Raw genomic sequence first — 24,245 nt, 5'->3', positions numbered from 1 at the left:
CAAGACGGTGTTATATTTTGATGGACTAAAAGTTTAGTCTATTTCAGAAACTCTTAGTGTATTTACCATTCCTTTGTCAATAATTGGCATTGCGGCTAGGTTAATCAAGAAATCACCTTTTTTAACGAATCCTTTTTCTTTTACAATATTGTTCACATCGGTAACAGTTTCGTCTGTGCTAACTGATTTTTCATAAAAGAATGATTTTACACCCCACAATAAGTTTAGTTGAGTCAAAATTCTTTTATTTGAAGTGAAAACCAAAATATGAGCTGAAGGTCTCCATGCCGAAATTTGGAATGCAGTATAACCACTGTTTGTCAAAGTACAAATTGCTTTTGCTTTAATGGCATTGGCCATAATCGCAGCGTGTTGACATACGGTTTTAGTGATAAAACGACTTGTTCTTACTTGAGGAGAGTTTTGAGGTACCTGGATAAGTGGTGAATCTTCAACAGCTTCTAGGATTTGAGTCATTTTTTGAATTACCTGCACTGGATAATTTCCAGTAGCTGTTTCTCCAGAAAGCATTACTGCATCAGCACCATCCATTACCGAGTTGGCAACGTCATTTACTTCTGCACGGGTTGGAGTCAAACTTGTAATCATTGTTTCCATCATTTGTGTAGCAACAATTACTGGTATTCTTGCCGTTTTGGCTCTGCGGATCAATTCTTTTTGAACCAATGGTACTTCGTGGGCAGGAAGTTCAACTCCCAAATCTCCTCTGGCAACCATCAAAGCGTCACAATAAGCAACAATTCTGTCCATGTTTTCTAGTGCCTCAGGCATTTCGATTTTGGCTATAATTGGAATTTTATGCTCAGAATGTTTGGCAATTAATTCCTGTAAATCCTGTAAGTCTCTTGGGGTTTTTACAAACGAAAGAGCAATCCAGTCCAGTTTTTGTTCAATTGCAAAAATGGCATCTGCAACGTCTTTTTCTGTCATTGCAGGCAGGGAAATTTTGGTGTTTGGTAAATTTACCCCTTTTTTAGATTTTAATTCTCCACCCTGAATTACACGAGCCACAACTTCAGAGTTTTTATCGGTTTCAACGATTTCAAAAATTAGTTTACCGTCGTCCAATAAGATTCTTTCACCGGGATTAACATCATTCGGGAAGTTTTGGTATTTCATGAATACTTTTTTAGAAGTACCAATTATATCTTCAGCAGTTGTGAAAGTGATCAAATCACCGTCATTTACAACAACTCCGTCTTCCATTACTCCAACACGTAGTTTAGGTCCTTGTAAATCTCCAAGTATTCCAGTAGTGTATCCAAATTCTTCGTTTATACTGCGTATAATGTTGATTTTATTTTTTACGTCTTCGTAATCAGCATGCGAAAAATTTACTCTAAATACATTTACACCTGCCTCGATCATATCTTTGATGATTTCTCTCGTACTACATGCAGGCCCAAGTGTGGCTACAATTTTGGTTTTTTTGTTTGTAAGCATTTCTTTTAAAAAATTAAATTGTTTTTAGATCTTATATTATCTGTGTCAACAATATAGGCGGTTGCTACATTGTCTATTGTATTCAATAAATTGGTTATCTCCAAAAGATTAAGACTTCCTTCACTATTTTCTATTTTTAGAAAATAATCAGCTTTTTTAAATTCAGGAAGCATGAAGACCTTCTTTACAACTTCCATGCCAATATTTGAAAATAAGCCCTGATTTTCATCTTTTTGTTGATTGATGACCTCATTTTTATTTTGAATCAAATCCCAGGAAATCTCTTTTTTCTTTTCATAATAATGGAATCGTGAAAAATGAGCTTCTCCTTCTTTAATTGTAATTTGAATTTCTTTTATAGATTTATTCAGATTTACATGAAGTTTTTGATTTATAAAATAAGCCAATCTATAATCTTCTAATGAAGTGTGAATAGCAATAAGGCTGTAATCAATTTCGTCAAAATCGTCAAAAACCAGTTTATGAATTGCCATTTCATTAAAAAAATAAGATGTAAATATAGTATTTCTATTTTAGCAAAAGAACGCTTATAGACTAAGAATATGATATTTTATTAACGAAAACGATGTAGCATTGATAATTGGAATAGTTATTTTCTTTCAATTTTTTCTTGGAAAGCAAAATAGGCACGCTGGGAAGCTTTTTCTTCTGCTTTCTTTTTTGAGGTAGCCCTCGCTTTTGCAACTACTTTATCGTCAATGCTGAGTTTTACTCCAAATAAGCGTTGGCCATCAAAAGCATTGTCTTCAAAAATGTCATAGTGAAATTGTTTTTTTTCTTTTTGACACCATTCTATAACAAGGCTTTTGTAACTAATCACTTTTCCTTCCAGTCGGGCAATGTCAACATAAGGAATTATTACTCTTTTTCGAATGAATTTTTCGCAATATTCGTACCCTTTGTCCAGATAGATAGCTCCTATCAAAGACTCGAATATGTTACCGTGGATGTTTTCGCCAAAATGGTGAACGGGTACTTTGCTCTCAACAAATTGTATCAGATTCAAATCTTTACCCAATTCATTTAAATGTTCCCTACTTACTATTTTGGAACGCATTTTGGTCAAATAACCTTCGTCACCAAGAGGAGCTTCATTAAACAAATAGGCGGCAATTACCGAGCTGAGCATAGCATCACCCAAAAACTCAAGCCTTTCGTAATTGATGGGATTTCCTTTTAAGTCGATACGATTGGACGAGCGATGTGTAAACGCTTTTTTGTAAAATTCCAATGTAGCAGGTTCAAAACCAAGAATTGGCTGAATAGTATCAAAAAAAATCCCGTCTTCTAGAGAACGGGATTTTGAGAATATTTTTCTAAGAAAACGCATTTATGCTTTATAATCTAATTTTTTTACTAAAACGCAAGCATTATGACCGCCAAAACCAAAAGTATTACTCATGACAACGTTCATTTCTCTTTTTTGAGCTACGTTGAAAGTAAAGTTTAATTTTGGGTCAATGTTTTCATCATCTGTAAAATGATTGATTGTAGGAGGAACGATGCCATGTTTTATCGAAAGAATACAAGATATAGCTTCAATAGCTCCTGTGGCTCCCAATAAATGACCTGTCATCGATTTTGTTGAATTCAGGTTCATGGTGTAGGCATGTTCACCAAAAACTTGCAGGATTGCTTTTGATTCTCCAATATCACCTAAAGGAGTTGAAGTTCCGTGCATATTTACGCCATCAACATCTGTTGGTTCCAAACCTGCATCTCTTAAGCAATTTATCATTACATTTTTGGCTCCTAATCCTTCAGGATGTGGTGCAGTGATGTGATAAGCATCAGCAGACATTCCGCCTCCACCAATTTCGCAGTATATTTTTGCGCCACGGGCTACAGCATGTTCATATTCTTCTAGAATCAACGCTCCGGCTCCTTCACCAAGTACAAATCCATCTCTGTCTTTGTCCATAGGTCTTGAAGCTGTTTTTGGGTCGTCATTTCTGGTTGATAAGGCATGCATGGCATTAAAACCACCCATTCCTGCAATTGTTACAGCAGCTTCTGAACCGCCTGTTACAATCGCATCGGCATGACCTAATCGAATGTAATTGAAAGCATCAATAATAGCATTAGTTGATGATGCACAGGCAGAAACGGTCGTGAAATTTGGACCTCTAAGTCCATATTTCATTGAGATATGACCACCTGCAATATCTGCAATCATTTTTGGTATAAAGAAAGGGTTGAATTTTGGAGTACCGTCACCGGCTGCATAATTAAGAACCTCAATCTGGAAAGTTTCTAATCCGCCAATACCAGACCCCCAAATAACACCTACTCTGTCTTTGTCTAATGAGTCAAAATCGAAACCGGCATCCTTTATAGCTTCATCAGATGCAACTATAGCGTATTGTGCATAACGGTCCATTTTTCTCGCCTCTTTTCTGTCTATAAATTCTTCAACATTGAAGTTTTTTACTTCACAGGCAAATTGAGTTCTGAATTTTGAAGCGTCATAATAAGTTATAGGAGCAGCTCCACTAACACCATTGATTAGACCATTCCAAAATTCCTCAATATTATTACCAATAGGAGTGAGAGCACCAAGGCCTGTTACAACAACTCTTCTTAAAGCCATAACGTTTTTATTTTTGTTATCTTTTAACAAATAAAGCCCATGCTTTCAATACTATTAAAGAGACATGGGTATTATTATATAAATATAATTTGATTGAATTTCAATCGAATAGTTAATTTAATCAAATAATAACACCCGATTCATGAAAATTATAAATTTTAGAAATCGGGTGTGTTATTATTATTTTTTAGCTTCCTCGATATAAGAGATAGCCTGCCCTACAGTAGCGATGTTTTCTGCTTGATCGTCTGGAATTTGGATATCAAATTCTTTTTCGAATTCCATAATAAGCTCAACAGTGTCTAATGAGTCAGCTCCCAAATCATTAGTGAAGCTTGCTTCTGTTACAACTTCGTTTTCGTCAACACCTAATTTGTCTACGATAATCGCTTTTACTCTTGATGCAATGTCTGACATAATCTTTTAATTTTAGAATTTAATTTGTTGGCAAAAATAAAACAACTTTATTTTAAAACAACAATTTAGTGAATAAATGTGTGTACTAATTTATAAAATTTATTTCAACAAAGATTTCTGAAACTTATTTAATTTCGTTTTTTATTCTTTTTTTTGCATTAAAATAAAAAGAGAATTATGAAAAGAATACTGATATTTGCTTCGGGATCGGGGACTAACGCTAAAAATATTATCGAATATTTTGGGACAAATACAACCGGAACCGTAGTGGCGGTTTTTTCAAATAATTCGAAAGCAGGTGTTCTTGAAAAAGCTCAAAAATTGAATGTTCCGACCGAAATTTTTTCAAAAGAAGAATTAAATTCAGGAAAATTATTACAAAAAGTTAGTAAGTTTCAACCTGATTTAATCGTATTAGCAGGATTTTTGTTAAAATGTCCGCAAGATTTGATAGAAAGTTATCCAAATCGTATAATAAATATTCATCCTGCTTTGTTGCCAAAATTTGGCGGAAAAGGAATGTATGGAATGCATGTTCACAATGCCGTAGTTGAAAATAAGGAAAAAGAAACCGGAATAACAATTCATTATGTTAATGAAAACTATGATGAAGGTGCAGTCATTTTTCAAAAAAGTGTTGTTGTTTTATCGACCGATACTCCCGAAGTTGTGGCTGAAAAAATCCATGAATTGGAACAACGTTATTTTCCTTCAGTAATCGAAAATCTTTTGACATCAACGTCGAATCTCTAACTTCTAATTTCATATTTTGAATTACGACGTACATATATATACAGATGGTGCGGCCAAAGGGAATCCGGGAAATGGAGGATATGGAGTCGTTATGGAGTGGGTTGGCAAGCCATATAAAAAAGAATTTTATGAAGGTTTTCGGCATACAACAAATAATCGAATGGAGTTGTTGGCAGTTATTGTTGGTTTGGAAAAGCTTAAAAAAGAGAATACAACTGTTCTGGTTGTTTCAGATTCCAAATATGTTGTGGATGCTGTTGAAAAAAAATGGGTTTTTGGTTGGGAAAAAAAAGGATTTGCCGGAAAAAAAAATCCCGATTTGTGGAAACGTTTTTTGCTTATTTATAGAAAGCATCGAGTTGGTTTTAAATGGATAAAAGGTCATAATAACCATCCTCAAAATGAAAGATGCGATGCGTTAGCAGTTATGGCTTCTATGCAAAAACAGCTTTCAGTTGACGAATTCTACGAAAAAGAAGAGGGAAAACTTTTGTAAAAATATTGCCAATTCAACCCATTGCAATATTGCAACTTATAGACTATCTTTGCGCCCTAATTCGAAACGCACATAATGAATAAATTATTGATTGTTGGAACAGTAGCTTTCGACGCAATTGAAACTCCTTTTGGGAAAACTGATAAAATTTTAGGAGGAGCGGCAACTTATATAGGGATATCGGCTTCTTTTTTCAATTTGCAATCGGCTATAGTTTCTGTGGTTGGTGATGATTTTCCTGAAGAATATTTGAAATTACTGACGGATAGAAATATTGATATTTCGGGTATTGAAATCGTAAAAGGAGGTAAAACTTTTTTCTGGAGCGGATTGTATCACAACGATTTGAATTCAAGAGATACTTTGGTTACCGAACTTAATGTTTTGGCCGATTTTCAGCCAAAGGTTCCTCAGGATTATAAGAATGCAGAAGTTGTGATGTTGGGTAATTTGCATCCATTGGTACAAAGCAGTGTTTTGGATCAAATGGAAACCAAACCAAAATTAGTGGTTCTTGATACCATGAATTTTTGGATGGATTGTGCTTTGCCAGAATTATTGGCAATTATCAAAAGAGTAGATGTTATCACGATAAATGACGAAGAAGCGCGTCAGCTTTCAGGAGAATATTCTTTGGTAAAGGCAGCAGCAAAAATTCACCAAATGGGGCCAAAGTATGTTGTAATCAAAAAAGGGGAACACGGTGCTTTATTGTTCCATGGTGAGGAAGTTTTCTTTGCGCCGGCGTTACCGCTAGAGGAAGTTTTTGATCCAACAGGAGCTGGAGATACTTTTGCCGGTGGTTTTTCGGGATTTATTGCTCAAAGTGAGAATGTTTCTTTTGATAATATGAAAAATGCAATAATCCATGGTTCTAATTTGGCTTCTTTCTGTGTTGAGAAATTTGGAACCGAGCGAATGATTAAATTAGATAAAAAAGAAGTGGTCGAGAGATTGAAACAGTTTAAATCTCTGACTCAGTTTGAAATAGAAATATAATATTTTTAAGCCTCTTTATGAGGCTTTTTTTAATTAGGACAGTCAATATTTATAAGAAAGAGTACGAATTTGCATCGTATTTAAAAGCGATAGACGATTAAAACATTCATAATAAACCAATAACTACAAATCAATACAAACAATGAGCGACGCTTTAAAACACGAATGTGGAATAGCTTTAGTTAGACTTTTAAAACCCCTTGAATACTATAAAGAAAAGTACGGAACAGCTTTTTACGGTATTCAAAAAATGTACCTGATGATGGAGAAACAGCACAATCGAGGTCAGGATGGTGCGGGTTTTGCAAGTATAAAGATGGATGTGGAACCCGGTGAGAGATACATCAGTAGAGTACGTTCCAATCATTCGCAGCCCATTCAGGATGTTTTTAAACAGATAAATGAAAGAATAAACGAAGTGATGGTTGACCATCCGGAGTATGCTGATGATGTTGCCCAATTGAAATCCAATATTCCGTATGTTGGAGAATTATTTTTAGGTCACGTTCGTTATGGGACTTTTGGGAAAAATAGTATCGAAAGCGTACATCCTTTTTTGCGTCAAAGTAACTGGATGCACCGTAACCTTATTTTGGCAGGGAATTTTAATATGACGAATGTTAAAGAACTTTTTCAAAATTTGGTTGAGTTAGGACAACACCCAAAAGAGATGGCTGATACCGTTACCGTAATGGAAAAAATTGGTCACTTCCTTGATAAAGAAGTAATGCAATTATATCAGGATTGTAAAGCTGAGGGGTATTCCAAAAGAGAAGCTTCGCCGGTAATTGCAGAGCGTTTGGATATTGCAAAAATATTGGCGCGTTCTGCCAAAAATCTCGATGGAGGATATGCTATGGCTGGTCTTTTAGGACATGGAGATGCTTTTGTTTTTAGAGATCCAGCCGGAATTCGTCCTGCCTATTTCTATCAGGATGACGAAATGGTAGTTGTGGCTTCGGAGCGACCAGTTATTCAAACGGTATTTAATGTGCCTTTTGAAAGCGTTCAGGAAATTGATCCAGGAAATGCCTTGATTATCAAGAAAAACGGAAAAGTTACCATGAACCAAATTTTGGAACCAACTGTAAAAAAAGCATGTTCTTTTGAACGTATTTATTTTTCACGAGGTAGTGATGCCGAAATTTATCAGGAAAGAAAGAATTTAGGAAAACTTATTTTGCCATCAGTATTGAAATCTATCGATAGTGATACAGACAATACTGTTTTTTCATACATTCCAAATACGGCAGAGACTTCTTTTTACGGATTGGTAGAGGCGGCTCAGGATTTCTTAAACCAAAGAAAGAAAAATTATATCCTTGAAAATAAAGATACTTTAGACGAAGAATCTTTGGAGAAATTACTTTCTGTAAAAATCAGAACCGAAAAAGTAGCCATTAAAGATGCTAAGCTTAGAACATTTATTACCGAAGATAGCAGTAGAGATGACTTGGTGGCACACGTTTATGATGTGACTTATGGTGTAATAAAACCTACAGATAATCTTGTAATTATTGATGATAGTATTGTAAGGGGAACAACTCTTAAAATGAGTATTATCAAAATGATGGATCGTTTGAATCCAAAAAGAATAGTAATTGTTTCCTCTGCGCCACAGATACGTTTTCCTGATTGTTACGGAATTGACATGGCAAAACTCGAAGGACTTGTTGCCTTTAGAGCGGCATTGGAATTGTTGAGAGAAAGAAACTTATATCATATTGTTGATGAAGTTTATACCAAATGTAAAGCCCAGGAAAATTTCATCGATAGCGAAGTGGTAAATTATGTTACTGCTATTTATGAGCCTTTTACAGATCAGGAGATTTCGGATAAAATTGCCGAAATGTTAAGTTCATCTGAAATTAAAGCAGAAGTAAAAATTATTTTCCAGTCTGTTGAAGATTTACATATCGCTTGTCCTAAAAATTTAGGAGATTGGTATTTCACAGGAAATTACCCAACTCATGGAGGAAATAGAGTGGTTAACAGAGCATTTATGAACTTCTATGAAGGAAAAGATGCAAGAGCATATTAACAAAATTACCGTTTAACGGTTTTGTGCGTGTTTTGTCGACTTTATTATAAAAACACGGCAGTTCAATGTATATTTGCTCTACCATAATTTTAGTAGGTTAAGTTTATGGTAGATTTGGGGCAAAAAGGGTGAAAGTAACATTTCACCTTTTTTATTGGAATAAATCGAGATAATTTGCTTATAATAAGGAAATTAACTGTTAAACGAGTATTTACGACATTCATCGAAAATAATAGTATACTACTTAATTTCAAAGTACATTTGACTACCATAATTTTTAGTAGGTTAAATTTATGGTAGATTTGGGGCAAAAAGGGTGAAAGTAACATTTCACCTTTTTTATTGGAATAAATTGGGGTTAATTATCTTATAATCAAAAAATTAACTGTTAAACGAATATTTACGACATTCATCGAAAATAATGGCATACTACTTTATTTCAAAGTACATTTGACTACCATAATTTTTAGTAGGTTAAATTTATGGTAGATTTGGGGCAAAAAGGGTGAAAGTAACATTTCACCTTTTTTATTGGAATAAACTGAGGTTAATTTGTCTATAACCAGGAAATTAACTGTTAAACGAATATTTGAGACATTCATCGAAAATAATGGCATACTACTTTATTTCAAAGTACATTTGAGTACCATAATTTTTAGTAGGTTAAATTTATGGTAGATTTGGGGCAAAAAGGGTGAAAGTAACATTTCACCTTTTTTATTGGCTTAAAGTCAAAAAAAGATGATAGAAAATAGAGCATAGAAAAAAGAGAAAAAGATTGAAGTTGGTTTATAAAAAAATAGACGAACAAACATAAGTTCATCCGTCTATTCTCTATATTCTTTATTCTGTTTTCTTACTTCACTAGCGCAAAACGTCTTGCAACTTCTGCCCAGTTAATCACATTAAAGAAAGCCTCAATATAATCAGGTCTTCTGTTTTGATAGTTCAAGTAGTAAGCGTGTTCCCAAACATCCATTCCAAGAATTGGAGTTCCTCCGCAACCAACTCCTGGCATCAAAGGGTTGTCTTGATTTGGAGTTCCACAAACATCAAGCTTTCCGTCTTTTACACATAACCAAGCCCATCCAGAACCAAATTGTGTAGCACCAGCTTTAGCAAATCTTGCTTTAAATTCATCAAAAGAACCAAATGCACTTTCAATAGCAGCTAGCAATTCGCCAGTTGGAAGTCCACCTGCATTTGGAGCCATAACAGTCCAAAACAAGTTGTGATTGTAAAAACCACCACCATTGTTACGAACAGCAGCGTTATTTTTATCAAGGTTTGTCAAGATATCTTCAATTGATTTACCTTCCAAATCAGTTCCGGTAATAGCCGCATTCAAATTTGTAGTATATGCATTGTGATGCTTTGAATGGTGAATTTCCATTGTACGAGCGTCAATATGAGGTTCTAATGCGTCATACGCATAAGGTAATTGTGGTAATTCAAAAGCCATAATTGTAGTTGTTAAATGATTTATAAATATTTTATTCAAAATTAAACATTTAACTTTGGAATAGAAAATTCTATTTTGTTATAATTTTATCAAATAAAGTTATAGAACAATACAGATTATGTAAATCCTGATGATTAGGAGCTATTTCCCGCTATCCGCTATATCTTTATGTTTTTAAAGAAAAAACATAAAGGATGTCGCTTCTATCGGGGCTAGGGCATTTGAGCTTTGAAGAAGTTTTAGTGCATTATCAATAATCATTAATCAACAATCCAAATCCAAATGGAAAGACCGTCTTTTGCCATATATGATGCCTCTGCAGGTTCCGGAAAAACCTACGCGCTTGTAAAAGAATACCTCAAAATAATTCTGACGGCTAGCAAGAACGACGCTTACCGCAATATATTGGCCATTACATTTACCAACAAAGCGGTGCACGAAATGAAAAGCCGAATTGTAGGCAGCTTATCAGAATTTACCAAAGACGAGCCAAACGCAAAAGCTTCAGATTTGATGCAAGATTTGGCTGTAGATACTGGGCTTTCCATAATTCAGATTAAAACAAAATCCCAGCAAATCATCAAGCATATTATTCATAATTATGCGGCTTTTGACATATCGACTATTGATAAATTTACACATAAAGTAATTCGTGCTTTTGCACACGATTTGGGATTGCCCATGACTTTTGAAGTGACTTTGGACACCGAAAACCTATTAACCGAGGCGGTTGATGCCATCATTGCGCAAGCCGGAGAAGATGAAACCTTGACCAAATTGCTCATCGATTTTACGATGGAAAAAACCGATGATGATAAATCTTGGGATATCTCGCGGGAGATTTTGGAAACGGGAAAATTAGTCCTCAATGAAAACAACCGAAATGAAATTACTCATTTTCAAGATAAATCCATAAGTGATTTTATAGTCGTAAAGGAAAAATTAGATCAGGTTTGCAAAGATTTAGAAAAAGAAAATTCAAATCTCGCCAATGAATCGTTGTCATTAATTGACAAAAATGGCATTGATTTAAAATCATTCTCAAGAGGAACTTTTCCCAACCATCTTCAAAGCATTGTGGATGGAAAATTTAATTCCAAGAATAAAATGTTTCGGGAGTTTGAGGACATAGCCATCAATAAAACAGCAAAAGACCGAGCGGTAATAGAAAATATTATTCCAGTTTTACTGCAGACTCTTTCGGGAATTTACAAGAATTTTGAAAAACGAAATTTTTATAAAGCGTTCCTTAAAAATATCACTCCGTTATCATTATTAAATACGGTAAGCAATGAATTGGCCAAAATTCAAAGCGAGCAAAATGTTCTTTCGATTTCCGAATTCAATGCGATTATTCACAACGAAATACAAAATCAACCCGCTCCTTTTATATATGAACGATTGGGTGAGCGGTATCGTCACTTTTTTATAGACGAATTTCAGGACACTTCCGAAATGCAATGGCAAAACCTGATTCCGCTTATTGATAATGCGCTCGCGGGGCAGGATGATTCGGGTCAAAAAGGAACTTTGATGATTGTTGGCGATCCAAAACAGTCTATTTACCGTTGGCGTGGCGGAAAAGCGGAGCAGTTTATTGAGTTGAGTAAAGACCAAAATCCATTCAGTAATCCTGAGAAAAAATTAGAACATTTAGATAAAAATTATAGAAGTTATTCGGAGGTAATTGAGTTCAATAATGATTTTTTTCAATTATTGTCTAATGAATTCAGTAATCCCGATTATAAAGATTTATACGAAAATCATAGCCATCAAAAGATAAATGATAAAGTAGGCGGTTATGTAAATATTTCTTTTTTGTCCGAAATTGAAAATCCAGAAGAGGACGAAGAGGTTTTGGATAAAGCAGATTTGTATGTTTTGGCAACATTAAATACAATTCAAAAAGTTCTAAAAGAAGGGTTTGAATACAAAGACATTGTGATTCTAACCAGAAAAAGAAGTCAGGGAATTGCAGTTGCCAATTATATGACAGAGCAAGGGATCCCGCTTTTGTCCTCAGAAACATTGATGATTCAGAATGCGACTGAAGTTCGATTGATTATCAATATATTAAAGTATTTGAAGAACAGTTCGGATTTAGAGTCAAAAGCCAACTTTTTGCAATATTTGGCACAAAAAAAGCAAAATGAATTACCCGTTCACGATTTCATTGCCAAAGGGATGGAGTTGAAAGAGGAAAGGGCTTTCGAAAAATGGCTTGAAAACTGTAACGTTGAACTTTCTTTTCAAAATATTAGAAAAAAATCACTGTACGAGGCGGTCGAAATTATTGTTTCAAAATTCCTCCCCCCAACTACCTCCCAAGGAGACGGGGGGAGGGGAATGCTTACGTTCAATATTTTTTGGATATTGTTTTGGAACGGGATGTTCGCAATCAAGCAGGAATTTCAGATTTTTTGAATTATTGGGATAAAAATTCGGAGAAATTTAGTATTCCTTCGCCCGAAGGGACAAATGCGGTTCGAATCATGACAATTCATAAATCAAAAGGGTTGGAATTTCCAGTTGTAATCATGCCTTTTGCCGAAGAAGATTATAACAGAAAACCAAAAGATAAGTTGTGGCTCAATGCGGAAGAAAAAGATTTGGATATGCCAAAGGTACTTGTAGATAATAGTAGTGCTATCGAAGAATTTGGAGAAGAAGCTTCGGCGGTTTATAATTTAAAAAAGCAGGAAGAATTGTTGGATAATATAAATGTGTTATACGTTGCATTAACAAGAGCCGAAGAGCAATTGTATGTTATTTCACAAAATATAAAACCAAAAAAAGATGGAGAATATCCAAGCAATATGGCTTCGTTTTTTATAAAATATTTACACCACAAAGGTCTTTATGATGAAAATAAATTAGAACATGAATTTGGGAGTTCAGTAAAATTGTCTAAAAAGGAGAAACATATCGATACTTCCAAAAATATTCCCGTGGTTTCAGAAATGTTGAATCCCAAAAGTATAAAAATTGCCCAAAAGGAAGCCTTGATGTGGGGAACGCATCAATTGGAAGCAATCGAATTTGGTAATGTGATACACGAAATACTTTCATTTGTGGCAACAAAAAATGATGTGGAATTGGCAATAAATAAAGCCATCGAAAACGGATTGATTACCATACTTCAAAAAGATATCGTTTATAATTCCATTAATGAAATAGTAAATCATCCGAATTTAGCAGATTATTTTGTCGAAGGAAATGAAGTTTTAAATGAAAAAACAATTATTCAAAAAGAGGGAAGTACCGTTAAACCAGACAGAATAGTTATCAATAAAGCAAAAGAAGTTTTTTTATTGGATTATAAAACAGGGCTTCCGAATCAAAAGTATAATTATCAATTGGAAAATTATACAGAGGCGATTGAGAAAATGGGTTTCAAAGTAGTAAAAAAAGCACTTGTGTACATAGGAACCGAAATCGGTGTGGTACATTTGTAAAAAAAAATAAAAATTATCAAATAGAGGTTTTATTCCCTGTTTGGTTTAAGATTAAAACAGTAATAAGATGTACGGTAAAATACAACAACACTTGCAGTCAGAGCTTCATTCTATTGAAGAAAGCGGAATTTTTAAAAAAGAAAGAATTATAACTTCTTCTCAAGGGGCAGAAATTACTGTTTCTACAGGAGAAACAGTTTTGAATTTTTGTGCCAATAATTATTTGGGACTGTCTTCTCACCCAGAAGTGATTCAGGCTGCGAAAGATGCCATGGATACCCATGGTTTTGGAATGTCATCGGTGCGATTTATTTGTGGGACACAGGATATTCATAAAACACTAGAGAAAAAGATAGCAGACTTTTATGGAACCGAAGACACTATATTATATGCGGCTGCTTTTGATGCTAATGGAGGTGTGTTCGAACCATTATTTGGAGAAAATGACGCAATTATTTCGGATAGTCTAAATCATGCTTCTATTATAGATGGAGTTCGTTTGTGTAAAGCGGCTCGTTATCGTTATGAGAATAGCAATATGGAAGATCTGGAGAAACAGTTGATTAAGGCCAATGAAAATGGTGCAAGATTCAAAATAATTGTTACCGATGGTGTTTTTTCAATGGATGGAATTGTGGCGCCATTAGACAAAATATGTGATTTGGCAGACAAATATGATGCTTTGGTCATGGTAGATGAATGTCATGCAGCAGGATTTATCGGAGCTACAGGAAAGGGAACTCTTGAGGCAAAAGGTGTCGTGGGTCGAGTAGATATCATAACAGGAACATTGGGGAAAGCTTTGGGTGGTGCTATGGGAGGCTATACAACCGCCAAAAAAGAAATAATAGAATTACTTCGTCAGCGTTCCAGACCTTATTTGTTTTCAAATTCACTGGCGCCAGCAATTGTTGGAGCATCAATTAAAGTATTTGAATTGCTGGAAAAAGATACTATTTTAAGAGATAAATTAGAATGGAATACCAATTATTTTAAGGGAGGAATGAAAAATGCTGGCTTTGATATAGTAGATGGTGATTCGGCTATCGTTCCAGTAATGTTATATGATGCAAAATTAGCACAGACGATGGCTAATGAATTACTAAAAGAAGGAGTTTATGTTATTGGCTTCTTTTTTCCAGTGGTACCAAGGGATAAAGCTAGGATCAGAGTGCAGTTATCTGCTGCTCATACTAAAGAGCATTTGGATAAAGCAATTGAAGCGTTTGTGGCTGTAGGTAAAAGACTTGCTGTAATATAATTGTTAAAATTTATATCCATGAGACGTTTTATTTAACATTTTATTTTGTTGTTACAGAAAATCGTCCTACTTTTGTTTTAAATTAACTAATTGTAATTAAAAATAACAAGTATGAAACATCTTAACAAACTTTTAGTTGCTGTAACGATGGTGATGGGGTTAAGTTCTCAAGCACAAGACAGTAACAATAAATGGGCGATCAGTTTTGGAGTAAACGCGATTGACTACAGATCTAGTGCTGGTCCAGATTTCGTGGATCATTTTAGCCAACCTTTTAAAGTGAGTGACAACTGGAATATTCTTCCATCTGTTTCTTATATAGGTGTAAATAGATACGTTGGAAGTGGATTTATCGTTGGACTTACAGGGTCTATCAATCAAATTGATAAATTTGTAATTCCTGTTAAAGGGCAAACTCCAGACAAACCAGACTATGCAGCTGTTAATCCTGGAGATTTAATGTACTACGGAATCGATCTTACCGCTAGTTACAGCTTTATGGAATTAATCAAGTCTAAAACTTGGGAGCCTTTGTTAACTGCTGGTGGAGGGTATACTTTCCTAGGAGACGAGAGCTACGGAACTGTTAACCTAGGTGGTGGATTAAACATCTGGTTTACTGAAAACGTAGGTCTTAATTTAGGTACTGCTTACAAAAAATCATTCGGAGACAGAACATATGCTGACGGAAAAACTCCAGATGCACCTTCTTATACTCAATGGACAGCAGGTTTAACTTTCAAGTTTGGAGCTAAAGATACTGACGGAGACGGAGTATATGACAAAGACGATGCTTGTCCAGAAGTTGCTGGTTTAAAACAATTCAACGGATGTCCTGATTCTGATTCTGATGGAATCGAAGATTCAAAAGATAAATGTCCTAATGTTGCTGGAACAGCAGAATACCAAGGTTGTCCTGATACAGACGGTGACGGTGTAGCTGATCCAGATGATGCTTGCCCAGACGTTAAAGGTTTGAAACAATTCAAAGGTTGTCCTGATACTGACGGTGACGGTGTTACTGATGCATCAGACAAATGTCCTAACGAAGCTGGTCCTGCTTCAAACGGTGGTTGTCCAATTAAAGATGCTGATAAAGATGGTGTGCCAGATTTAGATGACGCTTGTCCAACTGTACCTGGTCCAGCAAGCAACAAAGGATGTCCTGAAGTAACTGAGCAAGTTATTCAAGATCTTAAAGTACAAGCTAGAGCTGTTTACTTCGTAACTGGTAAAGCTGTTCTTGAGACTGCAGATAAAGGAGCTACAGATGGTAGATTAGAAGCAATTAAAGAAATTCTTAAAAACTACCCTAACGCTAAATTTGCAATCGAAGGTCACACTGATAACACAGGTAGCGCTAAATTGAACCAAAAACTTTCTGAAGCTAGAGCTAAAGTGGTTATGGATAAATTGATCGAAAAAGGTGTTAATCCAGCTAACTTAACTTCTGCAGGTTATGGTTCATCTAAACCAGTAGCTACTAACAAAACTAAAGAAGGTAGAGCTCTTAACAGAAGAACTGAAATTAGACACATAGGTTCTGTTTACGAAGGTAAATTGTAATCGAATTATCTAAATAATTTTAAAAAGCCATTCTTAATTGAATGGCTTTTTTTATATTTATAAAATGACGAATACACCTTTTTTAGACAAAATTGCAACTGTTTTAAAGACAGAATACTTTAATAAAATCGCTGATACTATTGTTGTTTTGCCCAACAAGAGGGCAAAAATATTTCTTATAGAAGCATTAAAAAAACAAACTGATGAAAATATGTTTTCGCCAGAAATCATCAGTATTGAAGATTTTGTTCAAAACATAGCAGGGATAAGAACTGTTGATCCAATTGAATTGTTGTTTGAGTTTTATGAAGTGTATCTGTCAATTACAGAAAAAAAGCAACAACAGTCTTTTGAGATTTTTGCCAATTGGGCAAAAACCTTGTTACAGGATTTTAATGAAATTGATCGTTATTTATTAGATTCAAATCATGTTTTGTCTTATTTGAAGGATATTGAAGATATTAAAAAGTGGGGTGTTGAGGTAGAAAACAAAACTCAGTTACTGGAAAACTATATTGATTTTTGGAAGTTATTACCCAAATATTACCAGTCACTTTATGATCATCTATTAAAGAAAGGAATCGGTTATCAGGGACTTATTTATAGAGAGGCTGTTAAAAATATAGATAGTTTTTCAAAATCGGTTTTGAGAAAACAATATGTTTTTGCTGGGTTTAATGCTTTGAATGCTTCTGAGGAAAAAATAATTCAACATCTCATTGCATCAGATCAGGCTAAAATATATTGGGATGCTGATCAGGTGTTTCTTAATGACCCATATCATGACGCCGGATTGTTTATACGTCGTTTTAAAGAAAGTTGGAAACATTATAAATTGCACCCTTTTGAATGGATTGTGAATGATTTTTCTCAAACCAAAAACATTCAGGTCATTGGTACTCCTAAGACTATTGGTCAGGCCAAAATCGCAGGAAGTATTATTGAAACAATAAACTTGGAAAATCCAACAGCCGCATTGGACAAAGTGGCAATTGTTTTGGGAGAAGAAAATTTATTGATTCCGCTATTGTATTCGTTGCCGAATTCTGTAGGGGCTTTGAATATCACAATGGGATATTCCAGTAAAAACAATCCAGCTCAAATTTTGATTGCCAAATTGTTTAAGATGCATACCAATGCATTGTCCAGAAGTAATAACAGTTATGTTTTTTATTATAAAGATGTATTGGACATTCTCACTCATCCGTTGATTGAACCTTATGCAAATACGGGTGCTTTGGTCGGAATTATTAATAAAAACAATTACACTTTTATCAGTCATGCTAAATTATTGGAGCTGAATGAAAATGCCAGTGATTTATTTTTACTGTTATTCAAAAGATGGGAAGATGGTTCGATTGCAGTTTTAGAAACAATCTCTAATTTGTTGCTAGAGGTTAAGAATAATTTAAGCAATGAAAATGAAGAAGAAAAAATAGCCAAAACTTTTGTTTATGCCATTTTCAAAGTAATTAACAAGTTGATTAATTATTATTTGTATCATACAGCAATTGATTCAATTGACACTCTATATGTGATTTACAAACAGGTTATTGACTTGGCAGAAGTTTCTTTTGAGGGGGAACCCTTGAGCGGACTCCAAATTATGGGTGTGCTTGAAAGCAGGGTTTTGGATTTTGAAACCGTGATTATCACTTCCATGAACGAAGGAAAATTTCCTGCGGGCAAATCTCAAAATTCTTTCATTCCCTATGATGTGAAACGTGAATTGGGATTGCCAACTTTCAAAGAGAAAGACGCCATTTATACCTATCATTTTTATCATTTGTTGCAGCGCGCCAAAAATATTTATTTGCTTTATAATACAGAAAGCGAAGGTTTGGATGCTGGTGAAAAAAGTAGGTTTATAACCCAATTGGAAGTAGAAAAACAGCCGAATCACACTTTGACTCATGAAATTTACAATTCCGTTTTGCCCGAAACTGCCTATCAACCTATGAAAATTCCAAAATCGGAGATGGTAATGTTACGCTTGAAAGAAATTGCGGAAAAAGGATTTTCACCTTCAGCATTGACGAGTTATATACGAAATCCGATTCAGTTTTATTTTCAAAAGATTTTAAGAATTAGTGAAGTCGAAGAAGTAGAAGAAAATATTGCATTGAATACTTTGGGAACAATTATCCATGAAACTTTGCGGGTTTTGTATGAGCCTTTTGTTGGTAAATTCATTTCAGAAACAGATATTCAAAATTGTATCAACAAAATTGATTCCGAAGTTTTAGTTCAATTCAAATTGGTTTACAAAGAAGGGGAAATAAAAAAAGGTCGTAATTTATTGGCTTTTGAAGTGGCAAAACGTAATGTTTCCAATTTTCTGAAAGTAGAATTGGAAAGCATTAAAAATGGAGATGCTATAAAAATTTTGGAACTTGAAAAGACTTTTGAAAGAAAGCTTGAACATTCTAGTTTGCCATTTCCGGTTTTAATTAAAGGAAATGTAGACAGAATTGAGGAACGAAACGGAATTATCAGAATTATAGATTACAAAACGGGTAAAGTTGAAAAAGCCAATGTTACTCTTAAATCTTGGAAGGGATTGACGGAGGATATAAAGAATGACAAAATCATTCAGGTTTTGGCGTATGCCTATATGTATGAGAAAGAAGCAAACGGGAAACCTATCGAGGCTGGAATTATTTCTTTCAAAAATTTAAGATCTGGATTTTTACCTTTTAATTTTAAAGAAGAAAAAGAAAGCATTGCAATTATTGATAGTGAAATTCAATCTAATTATTTGGAACAAATCGTTTTGTTATTGAATGTAATATTGGATGAAACAAAAGATTTTGAGGAGAAAATAATCTAAGATATTTATTAAATTCTTTTAAAGAAATCTGATAAAACTTTAAGTAATTCCTCTTTGTTTTCTATAGAACTCATATGCCCATCTGGGAAAGTGACTAACTCAACATTGGTGTTTTTTATTTGCTCGAGATTTTCCTCGTAATTAAGAACAGGATCTTTTTTTCCAACAATCAATAATTTTGGGAAGGTTGTTGTGTGCAATAGAAATTCCCGGTCTTTTCTAATTTTCATTCCTTCGAGTGAGGCAACGATACCTTGCAAGGGTGTTTTCAAAGCTTGAATTTTTACCGCTTCGATTTCATTGATTAGGATTTCACGGTTTTCTTCGCTGAACAAATTGGCAATTGACAGTCGGATGAAAGTTTCGTAATCTTTCTTGACTGCTTTGATGGCGCGGTCTCTGTTTTTCTTTCTTTCGGGACTGTCTTCTTTGGAAGTGGAGTTGAGTAATACCAATCCTTTCATTTTTTCCGGATACAATTCGGCGAAAGCCAAAGAAACATAACCGCCCATTGAGTGTCCAACCAAAATCGCTTTTCGAATTCGTAATTTGGACAAAACTTCGTGAACCACATCTGCGTTTTCTTCCATGGTTTGGATATATCCCAAACTTTCGGTTTCGCCATGCCCCAATAAATCGATGGTTATGATTCGGTTCTTTTTACTTAATTCAGAAACATAAAAATCCCACATCGTTTTGTTTTCCAAAAAACCGTGAAGCAGGACTACGGCTGTACCTTTTCCAGTATCAGAATACGAAATTTGGGTGTTTTTGTAGAGAAGTGTTTCCAAAATAGTGCGGATTATGTTGATAGTTTACAAATGCAAAATTAAATTTTTAAATTCCTAAATACTACATTTGAGGAAAGCATTTTATAAAATATGAATAGACTTGTAATTATTGGAAACGGTTTTGATTTGGCTCATGGATTGCCTACATCATATAAACATTTTATTGATGATTATTGGGAAAGTGTAACAGACGAAAGTCACGATGATGAGTTTATTTCGTTTGAAAATATTCATTTTAAATTTAAATTGGATGGGGTTAAAAATTTAGAGGGATTAGCAAATTTTATTATGCAGTATGATGAAGAAATAAAATTTTCTGAAGCTGAAATTTATCGTGAATATGGTAATAATTCTCTGAATGGAAGATATCCTAGAAGGCATATTCTTAATTATAAGAATAGTTTTTTTAGATTAATCAATCAAAAAGCAATTCAAAATTGGGTAGATATTGAAAATGAATATTATAGGCAATTGAAAAGGATTGTTGATTTGAAACCTACAAGTGTTTTGCTAGATAAAGACGAATTTGAAATTTCAAGAAAAGAAAAAATGATCAAACTTAATATTGAGTTTGATCAAGTTAAAGATAGATTAGAAAAATATCTTAAAGAGAAAATAAATTTTGATGGAAAAGGATTAAAGCCAATTTCTGATTTGTTTAAACTTGATAGAAGAACACATGACTATTATTTAGAATTTCCAAGTCAAGATCGTGAAACATTAGAAAAGTTTCAAAAGAAATATGATATGGATTTGGAAAAAGGGAAAAGCATAACTACTTATTTCTTGAATTTTAATTATACAAAAACAATTGATAGATATTTAAATTATGCAAAAGCGGACAGACAAGATCGTTTTTTTGGAATAGTTGAGAATATTCAAATTCACGGAAGATTGAACGATAATAATAATAAAATTAATTTTGGTTTTGGAGATGAAATGGATGATGATTACAAGATAATTGAAAATTTAGATGATAATGAATATTTAAGAAATTTTAAGTCATTTCAGTATTCACAAAATTCAAATTATAAATATCTTTTAGATTTTATAGATAGTGAAAAATTTCAAGTTTATATTATGGGACATTCTTGTGGTTTGTCAGATAGAACTTTGTTGAATACTATTTTTGAACATAATAACTGTCGTTCTATAAAAGTATTTTATCACGAAACAAAAGATGAGAATGGTAAAGTAATTAGAGATAATTATACTGAAATCATTCAGAATATTTCTCGACATTTTAATAAAAAAGCTTTGATGAGAGAAAAAATCGTTAATAAAACTCTTTGTAAAGAATTACCACAAATACAGATTCCATTAAAACAAAAAACGGCTCCCATTCCTGAAAGCCGTTAGTATTATTTATTTCTAAAAAAAATTAAAAACGATTATCACCGTCTAAAAGATTTCCAATTCCGCCAAGCAAGCTTCCTTCGTCACGGCTGTTTCCTCCTGATTTTGGTGCCGATGCAATGATTCTGTCCGCCAATCTAGAGAAAGGCAATGACTGAATGTAAACTGTTCCGGGGCCGCGTAAGGTTGCGTAAAATAATCCTTCGCCTCCAAAAAGAGAGTTTTTAATTCCGCCAATAAATTCAATATCATAATCGACATCTTTGGTAAAACCAATTATGCAACCAGTATCGACTTTCAGTACTTCGCCGTGCGCCAATTCTTTTTTGGCCATAGTTCCTCCCGAATGCACAAAAGCCATTCCGTCGCCTTCAATTTTTTGCATAATAAAACCTTCTCCGCCAAAGAGACCGCGACCCAATTTTTGGGAAAATTCAATACCAACAGAAACACCTTTGGCAGCGCATAAAAATGAACTTTTTTGGCAGATAAATTTACCTTGAAATTGCGTTAAATCAATTGGGAGAATCTTTCCCGGATAGGGAGAAGCAAACGAAACTTTACTTTTGGTATTTCCTTGGTTCAGGAATGCGGTCATAAAAAGACTTTCGCCGGTAAGAACTCTTTTTCCTGCATTCAAAAGTTTGCCAAACAAACCCGAACCCGATTGTTGTGAACCGTCACCAAAAATGGTTTCCATCTGGATGTTATTTTCCATCATCATAAAACTGCCCGCTTCTGCAATCACAATTTCCTGTGGGTCAAGTTCTATTTCGACATACTGCATTTCTTCGCCAAAAATCTGATAATCTATTTCGTGTGCTTGCATGATTTCTAGTGTTTTAAGTTTTTAAATAAGTCGGGTGATGATTTGGAATGTTACAGCCAAGGATTATTTTTTATTTTAAAGGGAATAAAAAAAACGGCTCACATTACCGCAAACCCAATTTCGTTAAGTTAAACGGGAAATAAAAAAGAGCACGCAGATTTCGCAGATTCGGCAGATTTTTACTCTTTTTTTTCTGCGAAAATCTGCGAAATCTGCGTGAAATAATTGACTTAACAACATTACCGCAAGCCGTCTATTATCTTTTATCTATACTCTTTTTCTAAATTAAGAATTCATTAAACTCTCAATTTCATCCACTTCAATCGGAATGTTTCGCATTAAGTTGAAAGGTTCTCCTTTTTCCTGAACAACAACATTGTCTTCAAGACGAATTCCGAAACCTTCGGCAGGGATATAAATTCCAGGCTCAACGGTGAAAACCATATTGGCTTTCATTGGTTCGTGCAATAATCCGTAATCGTGTGTGTCCAAGCCCATGTGATGCGAAGTTCCGTGCATAAAATATTTTTTGTAGGCAGGCCATTCCGGGTTTTCGTTCTGAACATCAGCTTTGTCAATTAGTCCCAAACCAAGCAATTCCGAAGTCATAATTTTACCCACTTCCACATGGTATTGTTTCCATAGCGTTCCTGGCGTAAGCATTTTGGTAGCCTCATTTTTGACTCTCAAAACAGCGTTGTAAACCGCTTTTTGTCTGTCAGAAAAGCGTCCGGAAACAGGAATTGTTCTCGTTAAATCACTGGAATAATTGGCATATTCGGCAGCAACGTCCAATAAAATCAAATCGCCTGCTTTGCATTGTTGGTTGTTTTCAATATAATGCAACACATTCGCATTATTCCCCGAAGCAATAATTGGAGTGTAGGCAAAACCTTTGGATCGGTTACGAATGAATTCGTGAATCAATTCGGCTTCGATTTCGTATTCGGTTACGTTTGGTTTTACAAATGACAGTAATCTTCGGAAACCTTTTTCGGTTATATTACAGGCATTTTGAATTAAATCTATTTCTTCAGATTCTTTGACTGAACGCAAACGCTGTAATATTGGGTTGCTTTTGGCAACTTGATGCGCAGGATATTTAGCTTTCCACCATTTTACAAAACGAGCTTCACGGGTTTCGGTTTCAACGGCAGCGCGATAATGCTCGTTGGTATTGATGTACATAGTGTCTGCATACGTCATCATTTCGTTTAAGACTTTCTCAAAATCCTGTAACCAATATACGGTTCTGATTCCAGAAACTTCAAAAGCACGCTCTTTAGTCAATTTTTCACCTTCCCAAATAGCAATATGTTCGCTGGTTTCTTTCAGGAACAACATTTCTCTTTGGTTCTCGTAAGGAGCATCGGGAAAAAGCAATAATATACTTTCTTCCTGATCAACACCCGATAAATAGAAAATATCTCGATGTTGCGCAAATGGCAAAGTACTGTCGGCAGAAACGGGGTAAATATCATTAGAATTAAATACGGCTACACTATTAGGCTTCATTTGAGCCATGAATTTTGCTCTGTTTTTTATGAAAAGAGTACGGTCAATTTGATGATATTTCATATATGTAAAATTTATTTGTCAGCGGTCATATATGTTATTGCCATTTTTTATTGGATTTCATGTTTTGAAATTGTGGCAATTTCATTTTAATGCTATTTTGAATGTTGAATCCTCAAAAATAGTAACTTTCAAAATGAAATTGGTATTTGTATAGTTTTTTTTAAGAACCGAAGTAGTATTATTTTTTTTGGAGCAGAAAGATTTGGAATTTTCCGAGACATTGTTCCCGCTTTTCGTTGCAATCTTTTTATCTCGTCCCAAAAGACGAGATAAAAAGGATTTTCACTTCAATCGGGGCTAAGGAAGAACATTTTTGCTTTTTAGGAAACATCCAAA

The 24,245-nt window shown here is 34.4% G+C and carries 19 protein-coding genes; 10 read left to right on the top strand and 9 right to left on the bottom strand.

Annotated features, from left to right (window positions below):
• Positions 1-33: 33 nt before the first annotated feature.
• From pyk to EM308_RS02990, 5 genes are all read right to left on the bottom strand, one after another.
• The gene (gene pyk / locus EM308_RS03010) at positions 34-1,464 is read right to left on the bottom strand and encodes a pyruvate kinase (protein ID WP_035638341.1); all 1,431 of its coding nucleotides are present in this window, start codon (positions 1,462-1,464) and stop codon (positions 34-36) included.
• Between the two features lie 5 nt (positions 1,465-1,469).
• Complete coding sequence (locus tag EM308_RS03005; RefSeq protein WP_035638343.1) at positions 1,470-1,958, bottom strand: IPExxxVDY family protein; 489 nt, start codon at positions 1,956-1,958, stop codon at positions 1,470-1,472.
• A gap of 116 nt (positions 1,959-2,074) precedes the next feature.
• Complete coding sequence (gene rnc, locus EM308_RS03000) at positions 2,075-2,815, bottom strand: ribonuclease III (RefSeq protein ID WP_035638345.1); 741 nt, start codon at positions 2,813-2,815, stop codon at positions 2,075-2,077.
• Complete coding sequence (gene fabF, locus EM308_RS02995; protein WP_035638347.1) at positions 2,816-4,075, bottom strand: beta-ketoacyl-ACP synthase II; 1,260 nt, start codon at positions 4,073-4,075, stop codon at positions 2,816-2,818.
• Positions 4,076-4,255: 180 nt separating this feature from the next.
• On the bottom strand, positions 4,256-4,492 hold the full coding sequence (locus EM308_RS02990) for an acyl carrier protein (protein WP_007137004.1): 237 nt from the start codon (positions 4,490-4,492) through the stop codon (positions 4,256-4,258).
• A 177-nt stretch (positions 4,493-4,669) separates the two neighbouring features.
• On the opposite strand from EM308_RS02990, the gene purN reads away from it, so the two are divergent.
• The 4 genes from purN (at position 4,670) to EM308_RS02970 (ending at position 8,781) form a co-directional block, all read left to right on the top strand.
• Positions 4,670-5,245 carry a phosphoribosylglycinamide formyltransferase gene (gene purN, locus EM308_RS02985; RefSeq protein ID WP_035638348.1) on the top strand — a complete coding sequence of 192 codons (576 nt, stop codon included), beginning with the start codon at positions 4,670-4,672 and terminating at the stop codon, positions 5,243-5,245.
• A gap of 16 nt (positions 5,246-5,261) precedes the next feature.
• Positions 5,262-5,741: a ribonuclease HI gene (rnhA, locus tag EM308_RS02980; RefSeq protein WP_035638350.1), complete on the top strand. Its 480-nt coding sequence runs from the start codon at positions 5,262-5,264 to the stop codon at positions 5,739-5,741.
• A 75-nt stretch (positions 5,742-5,816) separates the two neighbouring features.
• Positions 5,817-6,740, top strand: a complete 924-nt coding sequence (locus EM308_RS02975) for a PfkB family carbohydrate kinase (protein WP_035638351.1) — start codon at positions 5,817-5,819, stop codon at positions 6,738-6,740.
• A gap of 142 nt (positions 6,741-6,882) precedes the next feature.
• The gene (locus EM308_RS02970) at positions 6,883-8,781 is read left to right on the top strand and encodes an amidophosphoribosyltransferase (RefSeq protein ID WP_035638353.1); all 1,899 of its coding nucleotides are present in this window, start codon (positions 6,883-6,885) and stop codon (positions 8,779-8,781) included.
• 856 nt (positions 8,782-9,637) lie between these two features.
• On the opposite strand, the gene EM308_RS02965 is transcribed toward EM308_RS02970, so the two are convergent.
• Positions 9,638-10,243: a superoxide dismutase gene (locus tag EM308_RS02965; RefSeq protein WP_035638355.1), complete on the bottom strand. Its 606-nt coding sequence runs from the start codon at positions 10,241-10,243 to the stop codon at positions 9,638-9,640.
• Positions 10,244-10,525: 282 nt separating this feature from the next.
• On the opposite strand from EM308_RS02965, the gene EM308_RS02960 reads away from it, so the two are divergent.
• From EM308_RS02960 to EM308_RS02945, 5 genes are all read left to right on the top strand, one after another.
• Complete coding sequence (locus tag EM308_RS02960; RefSeq protein WP_394332822.1) at positions 10,526-12,667, top strand: UvrD-helicase domain-containing protein; 2,142 nt, start codon at positions 10,526-10,528, stop codon at positions 12,665-12,667.
• Positions 12,610-13,698 (top strand): 3'-5' exonuclease, encoded by a 1,089-nt coding sequence (locus EM308_RS18375; protein WP_394332821.1) that lies wholly within the window; start codon positions 12,610-12,612, stop codon positions 13,696-13,698. Before EM308_RS02960 ends, EM308_RS18375 begins: the two co-directional genes overlap by 58 nt.
• Before the next feature lie 67 nt (positions 13,699-13,765).
• Complete coding sequence (gene kbl, locus EM308_RS02955; protein WP_035638364.1) at positions 13,766-14,959, top strand: glycine C-acetyltransferase; 1,194 nt, start codon at positions 13,766-13,768, stop codon at positions 14,957-14,959.
• Between the two features lie 111 nt (positions 14,960-15,070).
• Entirely contained in the window at positions 15,071-16,525 is a 1,455-nt protein-coding gene (locus tag EM308_RS02950) for an OmpA family protein (protein WP_035638367.1), read from the top strand.
• A gap of 64 nt (positions 16,526-16,589) precedes the next feature.
• The gene (locus EM308_RS02945) at positions 16,590-19,355 is read left to right on the top strand and encodes a PD-(D/E)XK nuclease family protein (protein WP_035638369.1); all 2,766 of its coding nucleotides are present in this window, start codon (positions 16,590-16,592) and stop codon (positions 19,353-19,355) included.
• An 8-nt stretch (positions 19,356-19,363) separates the two neighbouring features.
• Here EM308_RS02945 and EM308_RS02940 read toward each other — a convergent pair whose 3' ends face one another.
• The gene (locus tag EM308_RS02940) at positions 19,364-20,146 is read right to left on the bottom strand and encodes an alpha/beta fold hydrolase (RefSeq protein WP_035638372.1); all 783 of its coding nucleotides are present in this window, start codon (positions 20,144-20,146) and stop codon (positions 19,364-19,366) included.
• 90 nt (positions 20,147-20,236) lie between these two features.
• Between EM308_RS02940 and EM308_RS17855 the strand changes: the two genes are divergently transcribed.
• Positions 20,237-21,505 carry an AbiH family protein gene (locus EM308_RS17855; protein WP_081907317.1) on the top strand — a complete coding sequence of 423 codons (1,269 nt, stop codon included), beginning with the start codon at positions 20,237-20,239 and terminating at the stop codon, positions 21,503-21,505.
• 22 nt (positions 21,506-21,527) lie between these two features.
• Here the strand turns inward: EM308_RS17855 and EM308_RS02930 are convergent, their stop codons facing one another.
• Together EM308_RS02930 and EM308_RS02925 are read right to left on the bottom strand one after the other, a co-directional pair.
• On the bottom strand, positions 21,528-22,331 hold the full coding sequence (locus tag EM308_RS02930) for a TIGR00266 family protein (RefSeq protein ID WP_035638375.1): 804 nt from the start codon (positions 22,329-22,331) through the stop codon (positions 21,528-21,530).
• 285 nt (positions 22,332-22,616) lie between these two features.
• The gene (locus EM308_RS02925; RefSeq protein WP_035638376.1) at positions 22,617-23,909 is read right to left on the bottom strand and encodes an aminopeptidase P family protein; all 1,293 of its coding nucleotides are present in this window, start codon (positions 23,907-23,909) and stop codon (positions 22,617-22,619) included.
• Positions 23,910-24,245: the final 336 nt, after the last annotated feature.

The organism is Flavobacterium gilvum, assembly GCF_001761465.1.
Taxonomy (GTDB): Bacteria; Bacteroidota; Bacteroidia; order Flavobacteriales; family Flavobacteriaceae; genus Flavobacterium; species Flavobacterium gilvum.
The sequence above is the reverse complement of the archived record's forward strand: the minus strand, read 5'-3'. Positions and strand labels throughout refer to the sequence as shown.